This window comes from Hydrogenophaga sp., assembly GCF_041913525.1.
Classification (GTDB): domain Bacteria; phylum Pseudomonadota; class Gammaproteobacteria; order Burkholderiales; family Burkholderiaceae_C; genus Hydrogenophaga.
The window spans coordinates 288814-305265 of the sequence record NZ_JAYSFD010000002.1 but is presented as its reverse complement, the minus strand read 5'-3'; the positions used below and the strand labels follow the sequence as shown (position 1 = coordinate 305265).

The window sequence follows — 16452 nt, the reverse complement described above, 5'->3', positions numbered from 1 at the left end:
GCCATGAGCGAGCCCGACCGCCCCGCCCCCAGCGCGCCACCAACGCCCCGCCCGCGCCGCTGGCCACAACGGCTGCTGATGGCCGCGCTCATGGCCATCGGTGTGTTGCTGGGCCTGCTGCTGGCAGGCACCGCCGCCCTGGGCCTGTGGGCCATGCGCGATGGCTCGCTGGGCGAAGCGCTGCGCTGGGGCGAAGGCTTCATGGACGAGCGCGCCGCGCAAACCGGCACCCTGCGCGGCGAGGCCGTGCAGGGCAGCGTGTGGCGCGGTGGACGCATCGGCGCGCTGGTCTGGTCGCGCGAAGGCCTCACCGTGCGCGCCGAGGGCGTGAACCTGAAGCTGGGGCAGCGTCTGTGGCTGGGCCTGCTGGCTGGGCGCGGCGCCCACCTGGGCGGCCTGGAGATTGAGCGACTGGTGGTGCAAGACGAACGCCCGCCCAGCCCCGACACCCCCAGCGAGCCCCTGAACCAGCTCACCCTGCCCTTGCCGGTGTCGCTGCCGTGGTCGGTGAAGGCGCTGCAGGTGCAGGGCGGCTCGCCACTGACCTTGAGCGAGCTGCAAGGCGTCTATCGCTACGGGCCGAGTGAGCGCGCCTCGGCCATGGGGGTGCAAGACCTGCACTGGCTGGACCTCAAATCCCTCACCATCGCCGGCGGCACCTACCAGGCCCAGGCCATGCTCGGCGCGCAAGCCCCCATGCCGCTGCGCCTGGATGCCCAGGGCCTGGTGCAAGCCCCTGTGCCCGGTGGCAGCGCGGTGTCGCTTGACGCCCGGGCCCAGGTGATCGGCGAACTCGCGGGCGCCGACCCGCGCTTTCAGGTGCAAGCCAACGCCGTGCCCAGTGGCCAGCGCCCGGGCACCCCCATGCTGGCGGCCACGGCGCTGATCCGCCCGCGCGCGGCCCAGCCCCTGGCCGAGGCCGACATTCGCGTGAACCGGCTCAACCTGGCGGCCTGGTGGCCGCAAGCGCCCAGCACCGAACTCAGCGGCACGGTGCAGGCACGCCCGCAAGGCGAGCAATGGCGGGCCGAGGCGCGGCTCAGCAACGGCCTCAGCGGCCCGGCCGACCGCCAGCGCCTGCCCCTCTCGCGCCTGGTGGCCGAGGTGGAACAGCAGGGCGCGCGCTGGCAACTGCGCCAGCTCGACGCCACCGTGGGCGACGGGCAACTGCAAGCCCAAGGCTGGTTCGAGCGCGACGGCGCCACCCCCTGGGGCCGCTTCGAGGGCGAACTGAAGGCCAGCGGCGTGAACCCGCAGCAGGTGTGGAGCGCCCTCGCCCCCGCCGGCCTGGACGGCACGGCCAAGGCCGTGGCCAAGGCCGATGGCGGCATCGACCTGATCGCCCGGGTGCTGCCCGCCGGCCGCCAGCCGCGCAGCAGCGCCCTGGCCGGCCTGCGCTTGCGCGACGTTCAACTGGCCGGGCAATGGAAGCCGCAAGCCCAAGACCCGGCGGTGGGCCGCCTGACGCTGCGCGAGGCCCGCGCCGCACTGGCCGACGCCACCCTCACGCTGCAAGGCCAGGCCGACTGGCCCCGGCTGGACATCGACGGCTCGCTGGCGCTGCAGGTGCCGGGCGCCCAGGCCACGGCCAAAGGGCGCCTGGCCCACGCCGCTGGCGGTGGACAGGCCCGCGTGGACCTGCAGGACGCGAAGCAAGTGCTGGCCTGGGCGCGCAGCCTGGGCGAACTGCCGGTGCTGGGAGCGGCGGTGCGCGAGGCCATGGCCCAGGCGCCGGGGCCGGGCAGCAGCGGCAGCGCGTCGCTGCAAATTGGCTGGCAAGGCGGACTGGGCGCACTGGGTTTCCCCGGGGCAGGAATGGCCGCAGCCCCCAGCCTGTCGCTTCGATTGACCGCACCGCGCCTGGAACTGGCCCCGGCACCGGGCACGGCCGGGGTGCCGATCCGAATTCAAGACACCGAGCTGCTGGCCGAAGGGCCCGCCAGCCAAATCGCCCTGAGCCTGCGTGCGCAGGCCGAACAAGCGCCCTGGCGGGGCCGCATAGACACGCAGGGCCGCCTGGCATTGGCCATGGGCGCCCAAGGCCTGGGCGACAGCGGCCGACTGGAACTGGCCACCCTGCAGGCCCAGGCCACCGACGAGCGCCAGCCCAAGCGACAGGTGCAGTGGACCGCCCGCACCAGTGGCCCCCTGGCGCTGAACTGGCAAGACCTGCGCGGCACCCCCGCCATTCGCCTGGCCCCCGCCAGCCTGCAGGTGCGGCCACAAGTGGGCGGCTCAAGCGCCACCCTGGAACCCGTGACCCTGGCCTGGGAACAGATCGACTGGCACGCCGGCGCCTTGCTCAGCCGTGGCCGCCTCACCGGCCTGCCCCTGGCCTGGGCCGATGCGCTCACGCAGGCCGAAGGCGGCGGCGCCCTCACCCGCGCCGGGCTGGGCGGTGACCTGGTGGTGGACGGGCAATGGGACATCGCCCTGCCCGCCAACCCGCAAGAGCCCCCGCGCCTGAGCGCCCGGCTGCAGCGGCGCAGCGGCGACATCGCGGTGCAGACCGACGGCCCGTATGACGCTGCGCGGCTCACCAGCCAGCGCGTGCAGGCCGGCGTGCGCAACGCCGAGCTGAGCCTGGCCACTCAAGGCCGGCAGGTCAACGCCCGGCTGCAGTGGCGCAGCGACCAGCTGGGCGAGGCCAGTGCCGACGTCAGCACCGACCTCAGCCCACCCGGCCCCGGCGCGCCCGCCTGGCACTGGGCCGCCGACGCGCCGCTGCGCGGGCGGCTGCAAGCCAGCCTGCCGCAGGTGGGCGTGTGGTCGGCCCTGGCCCCGCCGGGCTGGCGGGTGCGCGGCACCCTGGCCTTGCAGGCCGAACTGGCCGGCACGCGCGAGAAACCCCAATGGAGCGGTAGCCTGCAGGCCGATGACGTGGCGCTGCGCTCGCTGGTCAATGGCATCGCCTTCGTGAATGGGCAGTTGCGGGCCACGCTGGACGGCGACAAGCTGGTGATCGAGCGCTTCAGCCTGGATGGCCGTGGCGGCGCCGAGCGCGGCGGCAACCTGGTGGCCCAGGGCAGCGCGCAATGGCGCGCCGTGACGCGTGAGGGCGTCACCCAGCGCGAACCGCTCATCGAACTGCAGGCCACCGCCAGGCAATGGCGGGTGTCCACCCGCGCCGACCGGCGCCTGACGCTCTCCGGCCAGGTGCGCGCCCTGCTCGACGGCCCGGCCCTGCAGTTGCGCGGCGAGCTCAAGGCCGACTCGGCCCTGATCGTGCTGCCCGACGAGACCGCGCCCAGCCTGGGCAGCGACGTGGTGGTGCGGGGCACCGAGCGCCCGCTGGAAAGCGGTCTGCGCGTGCAGCCCGACGTCCAGGTGCGGCTGGACCTGGGCGATGACTTTCAGTTGCGCGGCCAAGGTGTGCAGACCCGCCTGAGCGGCCAGCTTGACGTGCGCAGCACGCCGGCCGTGCCCACGCCCCGCCTGCTGGGCGAGGTGCGCACCGCCAGCGGCAGCTACCGCGCCTACGGCCAGCAACTCACCATCGAGACCGGGGTGCTGCGCTTCACCGGCCCCTACGACAACCCCACGCTGGACATCACCGCCGTGCGCCCCAACAGCAGCCAGCGCGTGGGCGTGCAGGTCTTGGGCACGGCGCAGGCCCCGCGCGTGCGCCTGTTCTCAGACCCCGAATTGCCCGACAGCGAAAAACTCGCCTGGCTGGTGCTGGGCCGCCCCGCCAGCGGCGCGGGCGCCGAGGCCGCCGTGCTGCAGCAGGCCGCCCTGGCCCTGCTGGCCGGCAGCGGCAACACCAACGGTGGCGTGGCCAGCGCGCTGGGCCTGGACGACGTGTCTTTCAGCGGCAACGGCACCAACGCCGACGGCAGTGAGCGCTCCGCCGCCCTCACCTTCGGCAAGCGCATCAGCAACGACCTCTACGTGAGCTACGAGCGCAGCATCGTGGGCGTTCTGGGCACCGTGTCCATCTTCTACGACGTGTCCAGGCGCTTCACGGTGCGGGCCCGCGCCGGCGAAGAAAACGCCATCGACCTGATCTTCACCCTGCAATACGACTGAAGCCCTGGCGCCCTGGCCCCATGCCCCCGGCCGATACAATGCCGGGCTTCGTGCCGCCATAGTTCAATGGATAGAACGAGCGCCTCCTAAGCGCTAGATACAGGTTCGATTCCTGTTGGTGGTGCCAGACGCCTCCGCGGTCAGCGCGATCGCAAGGTCCGGCTCAGCAGAATCACGGGCAAAAGCCCCACCAGCACCAAGGTGAGCGCGGGCAGCGCCGCCTCACCCAGGCGCTCGTCGCGGGCGAGCTGGTAGGTGACCACGGCCAGGGTGTCGCTGTTGAAGGGGCGCAGCACCAAGGTGGCCGGCAGTTCCTTCATCACGTCCACGAACACCAGCAGCGCGGCGGCCATGGTGGCGCGGCGCAGCAAAGGCCAGTGCACCCGCCGCGCCAGGCCCAGGCCAGTGGTGCCCAGCATGCGGGCAGAGTCGTCCAGGCTGGTGGGCACGCGGGCGTAGCCGCTTTGCACCGACTGCAGGGCCACCGCCGTGAAGCGCACCATGTAGGCCCAGACGATGCCCATGGCGGTGGCCGTCACCCAGTAGCCCAGCGTGGCCTCGGGCCACGCCGCCTGCACCCAGCCCACCGGCAGCAGCAGGCCCACCACGATCACCGCGCCGGGCACCGCGTAGCCCAGGCTGGCCAGTTGCACCACGCCGCGCGTCACCGGCCCCGGGCGGGTGCGGGCGGCGAAGGCCAGCGCCAGGGCAATGGCCGTGGCGAGACCGGCCGACAAACCCGCCAGCCAGACGCTGTTGCGCGACCACTGCACGAACATGGCCCAGGGCAATTCGTCCCAGCCGCCAATCAGAGGCCGCAGCATGAACAGCACCGGCAGCACGAAGCCAGCCAGGATGGGCACGGTGCACACCAGCAGGGCCAGTGCGGCCCGCCCGCCGGCCAGGCGCACCGGCTGCGCCTCGGCGCTGCCCGCCCGCTGGCCGCGCAGCGTGGAAAAACGCATGCGGCGCTCGGCCCGGTGTTCCAGCCAGAGCAGCAGCGCCACGGTGGCCAGCAAGAGCGTGGCCAGTTGGGCGGCGGCGGTGCGGTTGTCCATCGACAGCCAGGCCTTGTAGACGCCAGCGGTGAAGGTCTGGATGCCGAAGTAGTTCACCACGCCGAAGTCGGCCAGGGTTTCCATCAGCGCCAGGGCCACGCCCGCGGCCACGGCCGGGCGGGCCAGGGGCAGCGCCACCTCGCGCACACGGCGCGTGAGCGGAGCGCCCAGCAGGCGCGCGGCCTCCATCAACTGCGCCGCGCGCTCCGACAAGGCCGTGCGCGCCAGCAGGTACACATAGGGATAGAGCGAAAACGTGAACACCCAGACCGCGCCCGGGGTGTTGCGGATCTCGGGGAACACACGCCCGCGCAGCCCGAAGGTCTCGCGCAGCCACACCTGCATGGGGCCGCTGAACTGCAAGAAGTCGGTGTAGGCATAGGCCACCACGTAGGCCGGCATGGCCAGGGGCAGCAGCAGGGCCCATTCAAAGGTGCGCCGGCCAGGAAAATCAAACAAGGTCACGGCGCTGGCCGTGAGCACGCCCACCAGCGACACGCCAATGGCCACCGCCACGCACAGCACCAGCGAGGTCAGGGCGTATTCGGGCAGCACCGTCTCGGCCATCTGCCGCAGCACGTCTTGCGCCACGGCATCGAAGCCGGCCCAGGACGCCACCAACGCCAACACGGGCAGCACCAGCACAAAGGCCAGCACGATCAACAGGGCCGAGGTCAACCAGCGGGGCATGGGGTGATGGGAATGCGGTAGGTGATGACGGTGCCGGCACCCGCCACAACGCGGGTCTGGACGGGACAGACCCGCGCCAACACAAATGAGAATTGTAGTTATCTACAATCTCCCCATGTTCCTGACCGTCAACCAACTGCAGGTGCGCTATGGCCAACAAGGCCAGGCAGCCGTCGATGGCGTGAGCCTGGGCCTGCGCCCGGGCGAGATCGGTGTGCTGATCGGGCCCTCAGGCTGCGGCAAGACCACGCTGCTGCGCGCGGTGGCCGGGCTGGAGCGCGTGAGCGGCGGCAGCATCACCCTGGGCGGTGAAACCGTGAGCGACGCCTCGCGCCACGTGCCGGCCGAACAGCGGCGCATCGGCATGGTGTTCCAGGACTACGCCCTCTTCCCCCACCTGAACGTGGGCCGCAACGTGGGCTTCGGCATCGCGAAGCTGCCCACCCGCGAGCGCGAGGCCCGCGTGGCCGAGGTGCTCAAGCTGGTGGGCTTGGAGGGCATGCAGTCGCGCTTTCCGCACGAACTCTCGGGCGGTCAGCAGCAGCGCGTGGCCCTGGCCCGCGCGCTGGCGCCCAACCCGCGCCTGTTGCTGCTGGACGAGCCTTTTTCCAACCTCGACGTGGACCTGCGCGAGCGACTGGCCCACGAGGTGCGCGGCATCCTGAAAGCCGCCAACGCCACGGCGCTCTTCGTCACCCACGACCAGCTGGAAGCCTTTGCCATTGGTGACCGCATTGGCGTCATGCACGAAGGCCATCTGCACCAGTGGGACGACGCCTACGCGCTGTACCACCGCCCGGCCACGCGCTTCGTGGCCGAGTTCATTGGCCACGGCGTGTTCGCGCCGGCGCAGATCGGCATGGACGCGGGCGAAGTGACTGTTCAAACCCCGCTGGGCCCATTGAGAGACCTGGAGGAGTGCCCGCTGCCCTCGGCCTATGAGGCCGGTCTGTGCGAAGTGCTGCTGCGGGCCGACGACATCGTGCACGACGACCACGCGCCGGTGAAGGCGCAGATCGTGCGCAAGGCGTTTCGCGGCTCTGAATTTCTGTACACCCTGCGCCTGGCCAGCGGCGAGACGCTCATGACCCACGTGCCCTCGCACCACAACCACGCGCTGGGCGAGTGGATCGGCATCCGCGCCGAGGTGGACCACGTGGTCACGTTCGCGCGCGGGGGCAACGCCTCCAGCCCGCCGGCGCCGGCCGCGGCCCGGCACTGAATTCGCCGGGCAAGCACCGCCGCGCCTTCAATGGGCGTGATGGCCCGAGCCGGCCGCCTCGCCAGGGCGGCTTGGCGTCTGCACCCACACCACCACCTCCAGCTCGCCCGCGCGCTCGAACACGAGAGTCAGGGGGAAGCGCTGGCCATCGGTCAACGGGGCCTTGAGGCCATGCAGCATCAGGTGATGGCCATTGCCGCTGCCGTGGCGCAAGGCCACCTCGCCGCGCGCCGGAATCACCAGATCGGGCACGGCGCGCATGCGCATCACTTCACCATCGAGCCGCATCTGGTGAAGCTCCACCCGCTCGGCCACGGGTGTGCGCGCCGCGACCAGGCGATCGGTTTGCGCCGAGCCATTGCGAATGACCCGCAGGTAAACGCCTCCCGTTTTCAGGCCGGGTCGGGTGGGCATGGCGTAGGGGTGGTCCACGCGCAGATCACCGGCGCGGAAGTCGTGCGCCCAGGTCAGTGGTGAGGCCAGGGTGGCCAGCACCACGAGACTGGTCCGTCGGGTCAGTGCAAACCGCATGCTCACGCCCCCTGCACCGCCAGGCCCGCGCCCGATGCACGCGCCGCGCGGCGCGCTGGCAGCAACTGGGCCAGCACCCGGCACACGGTTTCGGTCTTGGCGTCCACCACCTCGGCCAGTTCGCGCAAGCGGGGCAAGGTGGCGCGGATGGCATCGCCTTGCGCGCTGGCCAGTCGCTGGCCCAGGTGGTGCCCGTGGCCGAGCAGGCGCAGCAATTGCGCCACGCGCCTGGCCACCGGGCCGGTGCGCACCTCGGCCATGTCCAGGCTGTGGCGCTGCTGTTGTCGAAGGGCCTCGCGCAACAGGGCTTCGCGGTTGTCGGCCGTCACCTCCACGGCATCGAGTCGCACCGCCGTGAGCGCCGACACGGCGAATTGGTAGGGCTCGCCCCACAAGGCGTCCATGCCCACCAGATCGCCGGGCAAGGCCAGTTGCACCACGCGGTGCGCGCCATCGGGCTCATGGCTTGAACGGTCCAGGCGCAGCACGCCTTCGCGCACGCGCCACAGCGGGCCACGGTCGCCCTCGGCCCAGGCCAGTTCGGCACGGCTCAGGGCCAGTGCCTTTTGTGTCATCAACAGGTTCATGTTTGGCTCCACACACAAGAAAGAACGGGCAGACGGCATGGCCGTTGCCCCCGGTTTTCAGGTGGTGTGGGGCGGGCCCGTGGCAGACGGGCGGGTGTGCGCGGGGACCAGGCCAGCGGGCGTGCCAAGGCCCAATGGCCGCGCCTCGGGCAGAGAACCCGGCGATGACCAGACAGCAGGGCTGCCAGGCAAGCCCCGGTCCAGACCCAGGCTGCACAAGGCGCACACATCGTGCAGCGCCTGCAGCAGCGTGTCGGCCGCCAGTGGTGCCGAGCCCTGCGGGGCGGGCACCCAGCGCGTGCCCCCGACGCCGCACACGGCCACCCAACCCACGCGCGACGAGGCGGCCAGCGCGCGCGACACCGACGGCGCCAGCGCGCTGAACACCAGCATGGCAATCAGCCACTGCTGGGCGCGTCGGTTGAGGCGGCGGGCGGGGGACATGGCAGAGGTGGCGGGGTTGGCTCAGGCTCAGTGCTTGTGCATGGCGCCATGGCCAGCCGGCATGGCGGCCGGCGTGCCCAGGGCACGCACCTCGGCCTGCACCTCCAGGGTGCTGCGCTGGCCACTGGCAGATTCGAGGGTGAGCGTCAGCGGCACCACCTCGCCGGCCTTCACGGGTGCCTTCAGGTCCATGAGCATCACGTGATAACCACCGGGCTTCAGCTCCACCGTTTGCCCGGCCGGCAGGGCCAGGGCGGGCACAGCGCGCATGCGCATCACGTCCTTTTCCATGGCCATTTCGTGCACCTCGACCACGCCGGCCACCGGCGAGCGGGCGGCCACCACGCGGCTGTCGGCCTTGGCGGTCAGGCGCATGAAGGCGCCGGTGGACTTCTGCTGCGCCACGGTGGCGCGCACCCAGGCGTCTTGCACCTCGACGGCAGGGGCTTGCGCCCAGGCGTGGGCGGTGAGGGTGAGCAGGGCGGCGGCGAACAGCGATTTCATGAAAACACTCCTGAGAGATCGGGACGGGAAAGACGACGAGGGAAAGGGTGGGCGCACGGGGCGCGAATGCGCGCGGCGACACGACGCACAGACGTGCGGATGGGCAACGGCGACGCGGCCCAAGCGCCGCGACGACGCGAGATCAGAGCGAAGGAGGTCCGCGCGGGGCAGGCGCCAGGCCAACGGTGCTCACCGGGGCCTGGGTCAGGCCAGCCGGCGGTGCCGTGGCCTGGAAGGTGCCGGGCAAGGCCGGCGTGTGAAGGGGCGGTAGGCCTGCCGCGCCGTGGTGCGAGCACAGCACGCACACCATGGGGGCCTCGTCGGCCAGGTGGCCGGCGGGCTGTTCGTCATCGGCCAGCAGCACCTTCATGATGCCGGTGCTGCTGCACACCTCGACCCAGTCGGCCGAGCCGCTGGCGGCCACCACGGTGCGCGCGATGGCCGGGTTCAGCGCGCCCAGCAGCATAGCCAGCATGGCCAGCCAGGCAAAAAAACGGCGCTGAACGCGGGTGAACGGCATGCCCCGCAGTGTATCAGCGGCCCCCGCGTCATCCGGGTGACGGGCTCGCCCTCACCCTGCCCGTATGCTGGCCTCCCCAACCACCGGAGACACTTTCATGATCACTTTGTGCGGATTCGCGGTCAGCAATTACTACAACAAGGTCAAGCTGGCCCTGCTGGAAAAAGGCGTGCCGTTCACTGAAGAACTGGCCTGGCTGGGCGAGACCGACCCCGAGGCCAGCCCGCTGGGCAAGGTGCCCTACCTGAAGACGCCCAAAGGTGGCCTGTCGGAATCGACCGTAATGCTGGAGTACATCGAGGCCGCCCACCCCGAGCACCCGCTGCTGCCGGCCGACCCGTTTGAAGCGGCCAAGGTGCGCGAGTTGCTGCGCTACCTGGAACTGCACCTGGAACTGGTGGCGCGCAACCTCTACCCCGAGGCCTTTTTCGGCGGCAAGGTGAGCGACAACACCAAGGAAAAAACCCGCCAGCAACTGGAGAAGAACATCGCGGCCTTCGCCCGCCTGGCGCGCTTCTCGCCCTTCATTGCCGGCAACGAGTTCACGCTGGCCGATTGCGCCGCTGCGGTGCACCTGCCGCTGATCAGCGCCGCCACCAAGATCATTTATGGCCAAGACTTGCTGGCCGCCCTGCCCGTGCGCGATTACCTCAAGCGCCTGGGCGAGCGCCCCACGGTGCAGAAGGTGAACGCCGACCGCAAGGCCAACAACGAACTGATGATGGCGCGCACCCGCGCTCAGGCCTGATCCAGCGGCGCCTCGCGCAGGCGCTGCACCTCGTCGCGCATGGCCTGGGCCCAGGCGCGGCGGTCGCGGCCATCGGCGTGGGTGGGCTCGCCAAAGCGCACCACCGCCTGCACCGTACTGGATTGCAAGGTGGACCAGATCGACTGGACCAGCGTCATGTCGCCCACGAACACCGGGGCGGGGTGCGGCAGCCCGCTGAGCCGGTCGTCAAAGCGCAGGGCCACCGGCAGCACCGGCGCCCGAGCGGCAATGGCCGCCTGGAACAGGTTGGCGTGAAATGGCAGCAGGGCCGAGCCGTCGCCGGTGGTGCCCTCTGGGAACACGGCGATCACGTCGCGCTGCTGCAAGCGCTCGGCCACGTGGTGCACCACGCGCATGGCGTCGCGCCGGCTTTCGCGCTCAATGTAGAGCGTGCCCGCGCCGGTGATGAGCGAGCCCAGCAAGGGCCAGCGCTGCACGTCGGCTTTGGACACGAAGCGGCTGGGGCGGGCCGCGTTCATCACCAGAATGTCGAGCCAGCTCAGGTGGTTGGCCACCACCAGCAGCGGCCCGTGCGTGGGCACCTCGCCGCGCACCACCAGCTCCACGCCCATGATGCGCAACATGCCGCGCGACCACTCGCGCACCACCAACTGGGTTTGCGCGGGCGTCAGCCGGCCAAACTCGGTGCGGATGACCCACAGCCCCCGCAGCACATGGGCGATGGCGCGCAAGGCACGCCAGACAGCCCGCAGCGTCTTCACGCGTGGGCCGGCGACGAGGTGTGCGCCACCTGACCGGCCACCAGCGTGGCCCGCACGGTGACGGGCAGCTCATGCCCATCAAACGGCGTGTGCTTGCCCTGGCTGCGCAAGGCCTCGGCGCGCACGCGGTGCGAGGCGTTCGGGTCAAACACCACCAGATCGGCCACGCCGCCCACGGCCAGGCGGCCCACGCTGGCCTGCAGGGTGCCCAGGCTGGCGCCCAGCACACGCTGCGGCCCTTCGGTGAGCACGGCCAGCGCCTGCATCAGGCCCAGGCCCTCTTGCTGCGCCCAGCGGCAGGCCAGGCCCAGCAGCAGTTCCACCGCGGTGGCGCCGGGTTCTGCCTCGGCAAACGGCAGGGTCTTGGCGTCGCTGTCCACCGGGTTGTGGTCGGACACCAGGGCGTCGATGGTGCCGTCGGCCAGACCGGCGCGCAGGGCATCGCGGTCGCGCTGCTGGCGCACCGGCGGTTGCAGGCGCAGGCGGCTGTCGTAGTAACCGATGTCCACGTCGGTGAGGTGCAGGTTGTGCACGCTCACGTCACAGGTGACCGGCAGGCCCTCGGCCTTGGCCTGGCGAACCAGGGCCAGACCAGCGGCGCTGCTGATGCGACACAGGTGCACCCGCGCGCCCGGCCCGGGGCCCTTGACGCCGCGCATCAGTTCGAACAGCGTGTGCAGCGCAATGGTCTCGGCCGACGCCGGCACACCCGAGAGGCCCAGGCGAGTGGCCAGCGGGCCGCTGGCGGCCACGCCCTTGCCCAGCCAGGCGTCTTGCGGGCGCAGCCACACGGTGTAGCCGAAGGTGGCGGCGTACTGCAGGGCGCGTTGCAGCACCTGGGTGTTCAGGATGGGCACCTCGGCCTGCCCGAAGCCGATGCAGCCCGACTCGGTGAGCTCGGCCATTTCGGTGAGCACCTCGCCCTTGAGGCCACGGGTGAGCGCGCCCAGCGGGAACACGCGCGACTGGTGCAGCTTCTCGGCGCGGAACTTGAGCATGTCCACCAGGCCAGGCTCGTCCAGCACCGGCTCGGTGTCGGGCGGGCAGACCAGCGAGGTGACGCCACCGGCCACCGCCGCCGCCATTTCGCTCTCCAGCATGCCGGCGTGTTCCTGGCCCGGCTCGCGCAGGCGAACCGCCAGATCCACCAGGCCCGGGGCCACCACGCAGCCGCTGGCGTCGATGGTGCGGTTGGGCTGGAAATCGGGCGCCACGTTGCCGATGGCGATGATGCGACCGGCGGCGATGGCGATGTCGGCCAACGCGTCGCGGCCGGTGGCCGGGTCCATGACGCGGCCGTTCTGGATAAGGATTTTCATGTTCAAGCCTCGTTGCTGGCGACGATGGACATCACCGCCATGCGCACCGCAATACCGAAAGTGACCTGCGGCAGGATGACGCTCTGCGGCCCGTCCACCACGGCCGAGTCGATCTCCACGCCGCGGTTGATGGGGCCGGGGTGCATGACGATGGCATCGGGCTTGGCCCAGCGCAGGCGCTCGGGCGTGAGGCCGAAGCTCTTGAAGTATTCCTGGCTGGACGGCAGCAGCGCGCCGCTCATGCGCTCGTTCTGCAGGCGCAGGGTGATGACCACGTCACAGCCCTTGATGCCCTCTTCCAGCGTGTGGCACACGCGCACGCCCAGGTGCGACAGGTCGCTGGGCACCAGGGTGCGCGGGCCAACCACGCGCACATCAGGGCAGCCCAGGGTGGTGAGGGCGTGGATGTCGGAGCGCGCCACGCGGGAGTGCAGCACGTCGCCCACGATGGCCACCGACAGGTTGGTGAAGTCTTTCTTGTAGTGCCGGATGGTGTACATGTCCAGCAGGCCCTGCGTGGGGTGCGCGTGGCGGCCGTCACCGGCGTTGACCACGTGCACGTGCGGGGCCACGTGCTGCGAGATGAGGTAGGGCGCACCCGACTCGCTGTGGCGAACCACGAAGATATCGGCCGCCATGGCCGAGAGGTTGGCGATGGTGTCCAGCAGCGACTCGCCCTTGGCGGTGGAGCTGCGGGCGATGTCCAGCGTGTACACGTCGGCCGACAGGCGCGTGGCCGCGATGTCGAAGGTGGTGCGGGTGCGGGTGCTGTTCTCGAAGAACAGGTTGAACACGCTCTTGCCGCGCAGCAGCGGCACCTTCTTGACCTCGCGCTCATTGACGCTGACAAAACCCTGGGCGGTGTCCAGGATGTGGGTGAGGATGTCCTTGGACAGGCCCTCGGTGGAGAGCAGGTGGATCAGCTCGCCGTTCTTGTTGAGTTGGGGATTGCGTGCCATGGGTCAGGCTCCCTGGGGTTCGAACACAAAGCTCAGGCGGCCGGCATCGTCGCGGGCCAGTTCTAACTGCTGGCCTTCAGGCACGGCCAGGCGGGCGGCGCACACCTGGGCCTCAATCGGCAGTTCACGCCCGCCGCGGTCCACCAGCACGGCCAGCTTCACGCTGGCGGGGCGGCCATGGTCGAACAGCTCATTGAGCACGGCGCGCAGGGTGCGGCCGGTGTAGAGCACGTCGTCGATGAGCAGGATGTGGGCGCCGTTCACGTCGAAGTTCAGCGCGGTCTGCGCCGCGCTGGCCAGGCCACGCTGGGCGAAATCGTCGCGGTGCATGGACGAGGACACGATGCCCGGCGCGCCGGGGCGGCCCAGGTCGCGCTGCAGGCGCTCGGCCAGCCAGGCGCCGCCCGAGGTGATGCCCACCAGATGCAGGGGCACGGGCGAGGCGTTGATGTAGGCCTTCACGCCAGCGAGCAACTCGGTGTAGAGCGCCTCGGCGTTGGGCTGGGAAAGGGTGGTCAAGGCAGGCTCCTCAGGAACTGTTCCAGGATGATGCAGGCCGACGCCGCATCGGCATCGGTGGCGCCCAGGCTGTGGGCTTCGGTGGTGCTGTAGCGCTCGTCCACCTCATACACGGGCAAGCCGAAGCGGCCGCGAAGCTGGCGGGCGAATTTCTGCGCGCGGGCGGTGTTGTCGTGGGGCGCACCGTCGGGGTGGCGCGGCACGCCCACCACCAGGGCATCGGGTTGCCACTCGCGCACACGCTCGGCGATGGGGCCGAAGCGGGCATCGCCCTCGGCCTGGATGGTGCGCTGTGGCGTGGCGGTGCGGGTGAAACGGTTGCCACTGGCCACGCCGGTGCGCTTGAGCCCGTAATCGAAGGCGAGAAAGGTTTGCCCCGACACCGGCTCAGCGGACGCGGTGGTGGTGACGTGGTGGTCGGCCATGCTCAGGCGTGCCCCACGTCGGGGGACAACATCCACGACTGCAGGCCCAGCAGGGCCATGGCGCGGTCGTAGCGCTCGGCCACGGGCGTCTCGAAAATCAGGCGGTGGTCGGCTTCCACCGTGAGCCAGCTGTTCTCGCCGATCTCCGATTCCAACTGCCCACCACCCCACGAGGCGTAGCCCAGCGTGACGAACACCTGGCGTGGGCCACCGCCTTGGGCCATGGCCTCGAGCACGTCTTTCGAGGTGGTCATCTCCAGGCCGCCGGGAATGCTCATGGTGGAGGCATAGAGCTTCTCGCCCTCGCCCGGCAGCGCCTCGTGCAGCACAAAGCCGCGCTCGGTCTGCACTGGCCCACCATGGAACACCGGCTGGCGCGCCAGATCGGCGCGGGCCAGGGAGAGATCGACCTTGTCGAACAACTGCGACAGCATCAGGTCGCTGGGCTTGTTGATCACCAGCCCCAAGGCGCCGCGCTCGCTGTGTTCGCACAGAAACACCACGCTGCGACCGAAAAGCTCATCGCTGAGGCCGGGCATCGCAATCAGGAAATGATTGGTCAGGTTGGTGGGGGCAGAATCAGCGGGCATAGCCGAATTTTAAGCGGCCCCACCCCGGCCCCCTCGGGCGGCCACCACCCCCAACGTCCCCTCACCGTTCCCTGCCCATGAGCGAGTTCGACAGTGGTCTGATGTGGTTCCGGCGCGACCTGCGCGCCCACGACAACGCGGCGCTCTACCACGCGCTCAAAAGCTGCCGACGGGTGTGGTGCGTGTTCGTGTTCGACCGCGACATCCTCGACCCGCTGCCCCGCGCCGACCGCCGGGTGGAATTCATCCGCGAATCGCTGGTCGAGCTGGACGCGGCGTTGCGCGCGCACGGCCAGGCCCATGGCCACGAACACGTGGGGCTGATCGTGCTGCACGGCCACGCCACACAGGCCGTTCCCCGGCTGGCGCAATCGCTGGGGGTGCAGGCGGTGTTCACCAACCACGACGACGAGCCCGACGCGCTGGCCCGCGATGCCCAGGTGCTGGGCCACCTGGCGCACGCCGGTGTTGCCCTGCGAAGCTACAAAGACCACGTGGTCTTCGAGCGGCGCGAGGTGCTCACGCAAGCGGGCCACGCCTATGGCGTCTTCACGCCCTACAAGAACGCCTGGCTCAAGGCCCTGACCCCGTTTCACCTGAAGGCCTACCCGGTGGCGCGCTACGCGGGCGCGCTGGCGCCCCGCCCCGAGGCCTGGCGCCAGCCGGTGCCCACCCTGGCCGACATCGGTTTCGAGCCTTCCAACCTCTCGCAACTGCCGCTGCCCACCGGCGCCAGCGGCGCGCACCAGTTGCTGGACGACTTTGTGCAGCGCATCGAGCGTTACCACGAGGCGCGCGATTTCCCGGCCGTCAAAGGCCCCAGCTACCTGAGCGTGCACCTGCGCTTTGGCACGCTGTCCATTCGGCAGGCCGCTGGCCTGGCCTACCCCATGCACCTGCAGGGCATGGCCGGTGCCAGCACCTGGCTGTCGGAGCTGATCTGGCGCGACTTCTACCACCAGATCCTGGCGAACTTCCCGCACGTGGCGAAGAGCGCGTTCAAGCCCGAGTACGACGCCATCCGCTTCGAGCACGGCAAACACGCCGAGGCCTTGTTCCAAGCCTGGTGCGAGGGGCGCACCGGCTACCCGCTGGTGGACGCGGCCATGGCCCAGATCAACCAGACCGGCTACATGCACAACCGCCTGCGCATGGTGGTGGCCAGCTTCCTGGTGAAAGACCTGGGCATTGACTGGCGCTGGGGCGAACGCTATTTCGCCCAGCACCTGATCGACTTCGACCTGGCCGCCAACAACGGCGGCTGGCAATGGGCCAGCTCCAGCGGCTGCGACGCGCAACCTTATTTCCGCATCTTCAACCCGGTGAACCAGAGCGAAAAGTTCGACCCACAGGGCAAGTTCATCCGGCGTTACCTGCCGGCGCTGGCGGGCCTGTCGGATCGGTCCATCCACGCGCCATGGGCCGCCCCGGCGCTGGAACTGCAGGCCGCGGGCGTGGAACTGGGGCGCAGCTACCCACGCCCGGTGGTCGACCACGCCGAAGCGCGCGAGCGCACCCTGCTGCGTTATGCGGTGGTGAAAAAGCCGGTGTGATCGAAGCGCCG

Annotated in this window: 16 protein-coding genes and 1 tRNA gene; 5 read left to right on the top strand and 12 right to left on the bottom strand. The window is 70.4% G+C overall.

Annotated elements, in window-relative coordinates:
• Window positions 1–3 precede the first annotated feature (3 nt).
• Complete coding sequence (locus ACE3RQ_RS04250) at window positions 4–4029, top strand: translocation/assembly module TamB domain-containing protein (RefSeq protein ID WP_374520240.1); 4026 nt, start codon at window positions 4–6, stop codon at window positions 4027–4029.
• A 52-nt stretch (window positions 4030–4081) separates the two neighbouring features.
• Window positions 4082–4156: transfer RNA gene (locus ACE3RQ_RS04245), tRNA-Arg, on the top strand.
• Window positions 4157–4169: 13 nt separating this feature from the next.
• On the opposite strand, the gene ACE3RQ_RS04240 is transcribed toward ACE3RQ_RS04245, so the two are convergent.
• On the bottom strand, window positions 4170–5777 hold the full coding sequence (locus tag ACE3RQ_RS04240) for an ABC transporter permease (protein WP_374520238.1): 1608 nt from the start codon (window positions 5775–5777) through the stop codon (window positions 4170–4172).
• Window positions 5778–5892: 115 nt separating this feature from the next.
• Between ACE3RQ_RS04240 and ACE3RQ_RS04235 the strand changes: the two genes are divergently transcribed.
• The gene (locus tag ACE3RQ_RS04235; RefSeq protein WP_374520236.1) at window positions 5893–6999 is read left to right on the top strand and encodes an ABC transporter ATP-binding protein; all 1107 of its coding nucleotides are present in this window, start codon (window positions 5893–5895) and stop codon (window positions 6997–6999) included.
• Between the two features lie 27 nt (window positions 7000–7026).
• Here ACE3RQ_RS04235 and ACE3RQ_RS04230 read toward each other — a convergent pair whose 3' ends face one another.
• The 5 genes from ACE3RQ_RS04230 to ACE3RQ_RS04210 form a co-directional block, all read right to left on the bottom strand.
• Window positions 7027–7530: a copper chaperone PCu(A)C gene (locus tag ACE3RQ_RS04230; protein ID WP_374520234.1), complete on the bottom strand. Its 504-nt coding sequence runs from the start codon at window positions 7528–7530 to the stop codon at window positions 7027–7029.
• Between the two features lie 2 nt (window positions 7531–7532).
• Window positions 7533–8117, bottom strand: a complete 585-nt coding sequence (locus ACE3RQ_RS04225) for a hypothetical protein (RefSeq protein WP_374520233.1) — start codon at window positions 8115–8117, stop codon at window positions 7533–7535.
• Between the two features lie 57 nt (window positions 8118–8174).
• Entirely contained in the window at window positions 8175–8561 is a 387-nt protein-coding gene (locus ACE3RQ_RS04220; RefSeq protein WP_374520231.1) for a hypothetical protein, read from the bottom strand.
• Window positions 8562–8588: 27 nt separating this feature from the next.
• The gene (locus tag ACE3RQ_RS04215) at window positions 8589–9065 is read right to left on the bottom strand and encodes a copper chaperone PCu(A)C (RefSeq protein WP_374520229.1); all 477 of its coding nucleotides are present in this window, start codon (window positions 9063–9065) and stop codon (window positions 8589–8591) included.
• Between the two features lie 142 nt (window positions 9066–9207).
• Window positions 9208–9585: a DUF2946 family protein gene (locus tag ACE3RQ_RS04210; RefSeq protein ID WP_374520228.1), complete on the bottom strand. Its 378-nt coding sequence runs from the start codon at window positions 9583–9585 to the stop codon at window positions 9208–9210.
• A gap of 97 nt (window positions 9586–9682) precedes the next feature.
• On the opposite strand from ACE3RQ_RS04210, the gene ACE3RQ_RS04205 reads away from it, so the two are divergent.
• Window positions 9683–10333, top strand: a complete 651-nt coding sequence (locus ACE3RQ_RS04205; protein ID WP_374520226.1) for a glutathione S-transferase — start codon at window positions 9683–9685, stop codon at window positions 10331–10333.
• Here ACE3RQ_RS04205 and ACE3RQ_RS04200 read toward each other — a convergent pair.
• The 6 genes from ACE3RQ_RS04200 to ACE3RQ_RS04175 are packed head-to-tail and all read right to left on the bottom strand — an operon-like array spanning window position 10324 to window position 14888.
• Window positions 10324–11076 (bottom strand): lysophospholipid acyltransferase family protein, encoded by a 753-nt coding sequence (locus tag ACE3RQ_RS04200; protein ID WP_374520224.1) that lies wholly within the window; start codon window positions 11074–11076, stop codon window positions 10324–10326. The genes ACE3RQ_RS04205 and ACE3RQ_RS04200 overlap by 10 nt on opposite strands.
• Window positions 11073–12395, bottom strand: coding sequence for a dihydroorotase (locus tag ACE3RQ_RS04195; RefSeq protein WP_374520222.1), 1323 nt, complete (start codon window positions 12393–12395; stop codon window positions 11073–11075). Before ACE3RQ_RS04195 ends, ACE3RQ_RS04200 begins: the two co-directional genes overlap by 4 nt.
• A 2-nt stretch (window positions 12396–12397) precedes the next feature.
• Window positions 12398–13354, bottom strand: a complete 957-nt coding sequence (locus ACE3RQ_RS04190; protein WP_374520220.1) for an aspartate carbamoyltransferase catalytic subunit — start codon at window positions 13352–13354, stop codon at window positions 12398–12400.
• Window positions 13355–13357: 3 nt separating this feature from the next.
• Entirely contained in the window at window positions 13358–13873 is a 516-nt protein-coding gene (gene pyrR, locus ACE3RQ_RS04185; protein ID WP_374520218.1) for a bifunctional pyr operon transcriptional regulator/uracil phosphoribosyltransferase PyrR, read from the bottom strand.
• Complete coding sequence (gene ruvX, locus ACE3RQ_RS04180; RefSeq protein ID WP_374520216.1) at window positions 13870–14298, bottom strand: Holliday junction resolvase RuvX; 429 nt, start codon at window positions 14296–14298, stop codon at window positions 13870–13872. The genes pyrR and ruvX overlap by 4 nt, the downstream gene beginning before the upstream one ends.
• Window positions 14299–14300: 2 nt before the next feature.
• The gene (locus ACE3RQ_RS04175) at window positions 14301–14888 is read right to left on the bottom strand and encodes a YqgE/AlgH family protein (protein WP_374520214.1); all 588 of its coding nucleotides are present in this window, start codon (window positions 14886–14888) and stop codon (window positions 14301–14303) included.
• Window positions 14889–14965: 77 nt separating this feature from the next.
• On the opposite strand from ACE3RQ_RS04175, the gene ACE3RQ_RS04170 reads away from it, so the two are divergent.
• Window positions 14966–16441 carry a deoxyribodipyrimidine photo-lyase gene (locus ACE3RQ_RS04170; protein ID WP_374520213.1) on the top strand — a complete coding sequence of 492 codons (1476 nt, stop codon included), beginning with the start codon at window positions 14966–14968 and terminating at the stop codon, window positions 16439–16441.
• The last annotated feature ends 11 nt before the right edge of the window (window positions 16442–16452 follow it).

Coding starts and splice junctions, on each gene's coding strand:
- ACE3RQ_RS04230 (WP_374520234.1), bottom strand. CDS start 7,530: ATGCGGTTTGCACTGACCCGACGGACCAGTCTCGTGGTGCTGGCCACC.
- ACE3RQ_RS04215 (WP_374520229.1), bottom strand. CDS start 9,065: ATGAAATCGCTGTTCGCCGCCGCCCTGCTCACCCTCACCGCCCACGCC.
- ACE3RQ_RS04235 (WP_374520236.1), top strand. CDS start 5,893: ATGTTCCTGACCGTCAACCAACTGCAGGTGCGCTATGGCCAACAAGGC.
- ACE3RQ_RS04210 (WP_374520228.1), bottom strand. CDS start 9,585: ATGCCGTTCACCCGCGTTCAGCGCCGTTTTTTTGCCTGGCTGGCCATG.
- ACE3RQ_RS04175 (WP_374520214.1), bottom strand. CDS start 14,888: ATGCCCGCTGATTCTGCCCCCACCAACCTGACCAATCATTTCCTGATT.
- ACE3RQ_RS04195 (WP_374520222.1), bottom strand. CDS start 12,395: ATGAAAATCCTTATCCAGAACGGCCGCGTCATGGACCCGGCCACCGGC.
- ACE3RQ_RS04220 (WP_374520231.1), bottom strand. CDS start 8,561: ATGTCCCCCGCCCGCCGCCTCAACCGACGCGCCCAGCAGTGGCTGATT.
- ruvX (WP_374520216.1), bottom strand. CDS start 14,298: ATGGCCGACCACCACGTCACCACCACCGCGTCCGCTGAGCCGGTGTCG.
- ACE3RQ_RS04240 (WP_374520238.1), bottom strand. CDS start 5,777: ATGCCCCGCTGGTTGACCTCGGCCCTGTTGATCGTGCTGGCCTTTGTG.
- ACE3RQ_RS04225 (WP_374520233.1), bottom strand. CDS start 8,117: ATGAACCTGTTGATGACACAAAAGGCACTGGCCCTGAGCCGTGCCGAA.
- ACE3RQ_RS04250 (WP_374520240.1), top strand. CDS start 4: ATGAGCGAGCCCGACCGCCCCGCCCCCAGCGCGCCACCAACGCCCCGC.
- ACE3RQ_RS04170 (WP_374520213.1), top strand. CDS start 14,966: ATGAGCGAGTTCGACAGTGGTCTGATGTGGTTCCGGCGCGACCTGCGC.
- ACE3RQ_RS04190 (WP_374520220.1), bottom strand. CDS start 13,354: ATGGCACGCAATCCCCAACTCAACAAGAACGGCGAGCTGATCCACCTG.
- ACE3RQ_RS04205 (WP_374520226.1), top strand. CDS start 9,683: ATGATCACTTTGTGCGGATTCGCGGTCAGCAATTACTACAACAAGGTC.